Raw genomic sequence first — 6,620 nt, forward strand, 5'->3', positions numbered from 1 at the left:
AGAATTTTGTTTTCTTCTTCCGCTCCCAGTATTTCTTTTTCACAGGATCTGAGCCGCTGGACGCACCAGTCATCCTCTATTCCGGATTCCGTTAATTCCTGGAAACGCACTGCCATTTCCCAGTCAAATACTGCGTGTCTGCACATACGGCTCACAACAGACATCAGGTTTTCCGAGGAATCCTGATACTGGAGAACAGAAATCATGCGGTTCATTTCTTCAAAAGGAATTTCTTTTCGGTTCCAGGAAAATGCCGCTCCGTAGATCATCCCCGGCATGCTGAAATCCGGGTGATTAATGTGTCCAAAGTCTCCCCAGTCTGTATTCAGCATACCGATTGCCCCGTATTTTTCCCCGAATGCGCACATTCTGCTGATATTCAGATACGCTGATTCCATCAGATTAATAAACTGATTCCATCCCCCTGCTCCCGGGCATACATACTGGGTGGCTCCGGCCTCTGCAAGTGCTTTTGTTCCGTCTTCACACTGGTTCCAAGCATACCCCCAGTTTAAGCAGATGGTTTCCTTTGGAAGTTCCCGGATCAACTCCGGAAATCCGCAGATTACGTCTCCCCAGAACATGGGGCGGTATCCCCTGTCTACCAGATATCCGCAAAGCTTTTTCACGTAGTCAATATACATCCGGTCTACGCCCACTTCCTCTGCGTAAAATTTACTTTTTCCTTTTCCCAGGTCAAATGTTTCATCCGCACCTATGTTAAACTGCTTCGATGTAAACAGCGGCATATATGCTTCCATCATTTGAACCGCCAGTTCATAGCTTTCATCCATAGTAACATTTAAGGTGTGATGCATCTGGCGCCCCCTGAAACTAAATGCCATCTTCACGGGATCTGAAAGCTCACACAGATGTTCATAAGATCTTGTGCTGAGAAGCTTATATAAATGTCCAAAAGAAGACAGGGACGGTACCAGTTCCACTCCTGCTTTTCTGCAGTGGGCATCCAGTTCCAGGATGTCCTCCGCCGTAAGCGGCGTGTCATCTCTCCACATTTCACTAAGCCCTTCAAATAAAAAGCTGTGTTCCACATATAGCTGCAGCTGGTTGATTTTATAAAAGCTTAAGGTATCCGCCAGCTTTTTTAACGTTTCCAGCTTCGGGATTCTGCCCCTGGTAACATCATGGTAAAAACCCCGGTACTCCATAGCCGGTTCATCTACTATTTCCACAAACGGCAGGACACAGCCTGCCTGGCGGATGATCTGCCGCAGCGTCTGTATTCCGTATAGAATTCCCCGGTATCCTCCTCCGGTTATACGGATTCCCTGCTTCCCGATTATCAGAACATAACCTTGATCCTTTTGTGTTTCATCTAAATTCAATATAATTTCAGCCGCTCCATTCGTATTCTGTGTCCCACGGTTCAAGCTGTAATCCATTCCGGTAAAGCGCAGAATCTCATTTTTTAACAAATCTGCTGCATATAATACATCCTGCGGACAGGAAGCATCCATTTCAATCTTCCCGTAATGAGGAAGGACAAAGTTCCCTTCCCCGGATACTATTTTCTGCGGTTCGGGTAGTAAATACAACGATTCCATATATTCCTCCTTAATATTCTTCCTTAAGCTTCTTAGTAGAAGCACTTCTTAATTTAAGCACTTCTTAATTTAAGCGCTTCTAAATTTAAGTGCTTCTTAATTTAGGCTTTCGCTATTCGCCTGTTTTAAATGCAGTCTTTTCACATCAGGCAAAACACTCTGGCTATCGGTGCTGTTTCTTTGTCATACTCCTCCAGGTGAAGTATATAGCCGTTATCTTGTCTGGTAAACTCCACCACTGCTCCTGTATCCGCCATCGTAATGGATGTGACCGTTCCTTCATATGGAATCCAGACTTCAGATTTAACCGGATCCGTTTCTTTTTCAAAGGTTTCAATTGCATATACCCGGCCTTCCTTCTTTGTAAATGCGATTCCGTCCTTTTTATAAGGAGCACAGACTCTGGTTCCATATATAGCATCCCCGTAAACTGCAAGCCATTCCCCCATATCCTCCAGACATTCCACTGCACCTCTTGGCAGTCTGCCATCCGGCTGAGGTCCCACATTTATAGCCAGATTTCCTCCCTTTGCCACAATATCCACGAAAAGAGCAATCACTTCCCGGCAGGACTTATACCGGTCTTCATAAGCAAAGGAAAAGGACGTTCCAAGAGTGATACAGCTTTCCCATGGTACATTTAAGGGTTCCTTCGGCACACACTGTTCCGGAGTAATATAATTTTCATACGGTCCGCCCATGGTACGGTCTGCAGCAAGCATCCCCGGCTGGAATTTCCGGATCTCTTCTATGGTCTCTCCCAGTCCAATATCGCTGACCCAGCCCGCGTCAAACCACATAATGTCCAGTTTTCCATACTCCGTCGCCAATTCCTTGATCTGATTCTGGGTGAATTCCACAAATTTCCCCCACTGTTGGGGATGTTCCCGGGGGACATAAGACGGTCCCCGGTGCATATAGTTCCCCCTGGGATACCCCTCACTCCAGTAACTGTCCACATGCCAGTCTGCTTTTGAAAAATATGCGCCAATCCCAATTCCTCTCTTACGGAAGGATTCAAACAAGTGGGCACAGATATCCGCATATTTATGAGTATGAAACGGACAGTCCTCTGCTGTCACTTTATAATCAGAAAAGGCAGTGTCCCACATACAGAAGCCGTCATGATGTTTGGTTGTAAAAATCAGGTAACGGATACCTGCTCTTTTCGCCAGATCCGCCCATTTTTCCGGTTCAAAACGAACCGGATTAAAGGTCTTATTCAGATTAAAGTACTCCTTTTTAAATGCTTCTCCCGTAATCTCCCAGTCAATGCCATCCCTTGACCACTCTGCATCTGCATCGGACAACGCCCAGGATTCCACTATTCCAAGCTGGGAATACGCTCCCCAGTGAATCATCAGTGCCAGTTTCTGATCCTGGAACCACTGAAGCTTCTGCAGGACCTTCGGGTCATCCGGCCAGATATATTCCTCCTGGGCACTGTAGTTATGTACACCCTCCGATACCTTTTCTTCCTCATTAACCGGGGCAGCTTCCGTAATGCCCTCTGTGAGCTCTTCCGGGCTATTCCCTGTAATGCCCTCTGCGAACTCTTCCGGGCTATTCCCTGTAATGCCCTTTGCGAACTCTTCCGGGCTATTCCCCGGGATACCTTCCGCAATCCCTGCTGCGTTATTTCCCATCCTGTCTTCTGCCTTATTACCTGATATCTGCATTTCCTGTAACAGTATCTTTTCTTCGTCCATGTTGTCTCCTTTATGCAGAAATATATGTTATTATTCTGCTCTCTATTCTGCCGCTTCCGTTGCCGGCTCTGTTGTGGTCTGTAATGCCTTTTCACGGATGGCTATATAATCCTGAAGTCCAAGCGTATCAAGCTGCTCTAAGTAACTGTCCCAGTCTTTATCAATATCAGACTGTCCGGCAATCCATTCTGCTGCCTTTTGTGCAATGAAATCCCGGAGGGAAGTCTGGATATCAGAAAATTTCGCAGAATCATCTATCGATACCCAGTAAGAGGGAATGGCTTCCGTTAAATAAGGTTCGTAAATCTCATCTGCCTTGTCTTTTTCCGGGTACATTGGCACATCTTCTTTAAATTTGAATCCCTGTGGCAGATAATGGGGCAGCGACTGTGGAAACAGGTTCGCCCAGGAATACTTCTTTTCATCTTCGGGCGACAGGGTTGCCTTATCAATGGCACGGTAACCATCTCCGTCTTTAAAGATGCATATATCCAGCGGTCCCGAGATCTTCTGGGCAGAGTTCTGGAATTCAAACAAATCATCCCACCATCTGATAATTGCCCCTACATCCTTCGCCTTATCGGTGATTACCACCTGTGTCTTCATTACAGATGCACCATCTGAACCTCTAAGCCATACAGGGTTATCCGTGTCAGGGCTTTTTAAAACCGGCAATGGTTTAAAATCAGGTTCTTCTCCCGCAAGATATGGTACGATATCATTGCTGGCATACATCATGGAACAGCCATAACGGTCCTGAGAACCTTTCGCCTTCCACTGGCTTAAATCCTGTGTAAATGCTTCCGGATCAATCAGCCCCTGGGCGTACAATTTTTTAAGCCATTTAATGCCATTCTTATATTCTTCGGTATTGGCACCAAAGATCAATTTGCCATCCTTCATGCTCATTCCGTAATTATCTACCGGCATTCCGAAATACCCGCACATATAACCGATATGCTTATTATTCGGATCAAAGGACATTGGTATTTCATCATTTGGGTCCCCGTTTCCATTGGCATCTTTTTCTTTAAACTCCATCAATACTTTTTCAAATTCATCGGTAGTCTCAGGCATCTCCAGCCCAAGATTTTTCAGCCATTTTTCATTGATATAGGGTTCATAATCTACCAGCGGCGCATCAACCACGTAAGGAATGGTATAGATATGGCCATCCGGCGCTGTCATCGCTTCTCTGACTCCTTCTCTTTCCAAAATCTTCATAATGTTCGGCGCGTATTTCTCAAAATAATCCTCCAGTGGAATAAATATCTTCTGGTCAACGCCATATTTCAGAATATCACTGTCCTGGAACAGCCATCCGCCGATACAGTCCGCATAATCTCCGGAACTTAATGCAAGAGATAACTTTTCTTTTGCCACCTCATTTGGAAAATACTCTAAGTTTACCTTAATATTGGTCTGCCTTTCCATCTCATCCATCATCCAATACTCTCCGTTCTCGGAAGAATCATCACAGAAAAGTGAAAAGCTGTATGTATCTTTATCTACAATAGGAAGCCCCGTTTCATAAAATACACCATTTACCTTGCCATCCTCATCCACTTTATCATTCGCCGGACCGTCCGCTTCCAGGGACGCAGTGTTTTTGCTGCATCCTCCCAGCCCCATTGCGGATATGGCAGCCACACAAACTAAAATTGCCAATACTCTTTTTCGTTTCATACTCATACTCCTTTTCATTCAAATTTTTCATTAAAAATAGGTGCGTTGCAGTACTTCTCTATATTCACATACACATTGCATGTTATGTGCCTTGTCAGCCCTTCACCGAACCAATCATGACACCTTTTACAAAATACTTCTGTACAAATGGGTACATGATCATGACCGGTATGCTGGAAATAATAATCAGGGAATATTTCATAAGTTCTACCAGCTGCCTCTGCGCCTCCAGTGCCACCTGGGCGGAAACGCTTGTTACCTGCTGGGCAAGTGCTGCCTGATTCTGAATCAATATGGAACGCAGGACTAACTGTAACGGGAATTTGGCATCGTCTTTCAAATAGAGCAATGCACTGAAATAGGAATTCCAATGTCCAACGCCATAATACAGCACCATAATTGCAATAATGGATTTGGACAGCGGCAGCGCCACCTTAAAGAAAAATTTTGTCTGGGTACACCCATCCACACTGGCAGCCTCCCACAGTTCCTCCGGGAGATTACTTTGGAAAAATGTTCTCGCCACAATCATATTGTATACGCTGAGTGCCCCCGGAAGAATTAAGGACCACATGGTATCCAGCATATGCAGGTTTTTCACAACCAGATAGGTGGGAATCATACCTCCGCTGATAAACATCGTAATCATATAGAACCAGGTAACAATTGTTTTACCACCAAATTTGCTTCTGGATAAGGCATAGGCAGTGGGGATCGTTACCACCAGATTGACACAGACACCGCATGCCGTATACACGATTGCATTGATAAATCCCGATACAACCAGGGAATTTTTAAATACTTCCCGATACCCCGCAAAATTAATTCCTACCGGCAGAAAAGTAACCATTCCGCTGGCAACAGCTTTGGGATCACTGATGGAAGAAATAATAATAAAATAAAGGGGATACGCCACAATGATTAATATAATTGTCAGAATAATAAACAGGGAAATGTCAAAAAACTTATCCGTTGCTGACTGTTGTCTGAATTTCTTCATTAATCAATACCTCCTTTCCTAATACAAACTGATTCCCGAAGACTTACGGGCTATTTTATTAACTGCAATCAGCATCACTGCATTGACTGCCGAGTTGAACAAACCAATTGCGGCTGAGTAGGATACATTATTTTCAACAAGACCAACCTGATATGTATAGGTAGAAATAATTTCAGAAACGCTCTTATTCAAGTCGTTCTGCAGCAGGAATACCTTTTCAAATCCTACCGAAAGGATACTTCCGCAGCTCATAATCAAAAGGATAATTGCAGTTGGCATAATACTTGGCAAATCAATATGCCGGATCAGCTGAAATTTATTTGCCCCGTCCATAATCGCCGCTTCATGCAGGTCGGGACTGACTGCCGAAAGTGCCGCGAAATAGATAACCGAGTTCCATCCCATGCTCTGCCAGATACCGGACCAAACGTAAATATGTCTCCAGTAGGATTTGTCACCCATAAAATTAATTGGTGCTATGCCAAAGAATGAAAGTATTTTGTTGAGAATTCCCGCGTCCGGCGATAAAAATAACAGCAGCATACCGCACATAACTACGACAGAAATAAAGTTCGGTGCATAAGTAACCGTCTGAATAACCTTACGGTACTTTTTATGTTTAAAAGAATTCAATCCCAAAGCCAACAGGATCGGAATAGG

General features: G+C 44.5%; 5 protein-coding genes. All 5 read right to left on the reverse strand.

Annotated elements, in window-relative coordinates:
- A partial coding sequence (locus ACH2DQ_RS23915; protein WP_395028559.1) for a glycoside hydrolase family 20 zincin-like fold domain-containing protein occupies nt 1-1,565 on the reverse strand: 1,565 nt, incomplete at its 3' end.
- A 140-nt stretch (nt 1,566-1,705) separates the two neighbouring features.
- Nucleotides 1,706-3,274, reverse strand: a complete 1,569-nt coding sequence (locus tag ACH2DQ_RS23920; protein ID WP_394912344.1) for an alpha-L-fucosidase — start codon at nt 3,272-3,274, stop codon at nt 1,706-1,708.
- A gap of 42 nt (nt 3,275-3,316) precedes the next feature.
- Complete coding sequence (locus ACH2DQ_RS23925; RefSeq protein WP_394912345.1) at nt 3,317-4,960, reverse strand: extracellular solute-binding protein; 1,644 nt, start codon at nt 4,958-4,960, stop codon at nt 3,317-3,319.
- A gap of 94 nt (nt 4,961-5,054) precedes the next feature.
- Nucleotides 5,055-5,960, reverse strand: coding sequence for a carbohydrate ABC transporter permease (locus ACH2DQ_RS23930; protein ID WP_394912346.1), 906 nt, complete (start codon nt 5,958-5,960; stop codon nt 5,055-5,057).
- 18 nt (nt 5,961-5,978) lie between these two features.
- A partial coding sequence (locus ACH2DQ_RS23935; RefSeq protein ID WP_395028560.1) for an ABC transporter permease occupies nt 5,979-6,620 on the reverse strand: 642 nt, incomplete at its 5' end.

The sequence above is a fragment of the Robinsoniella sp. genome, assembly GCF_034124845.1.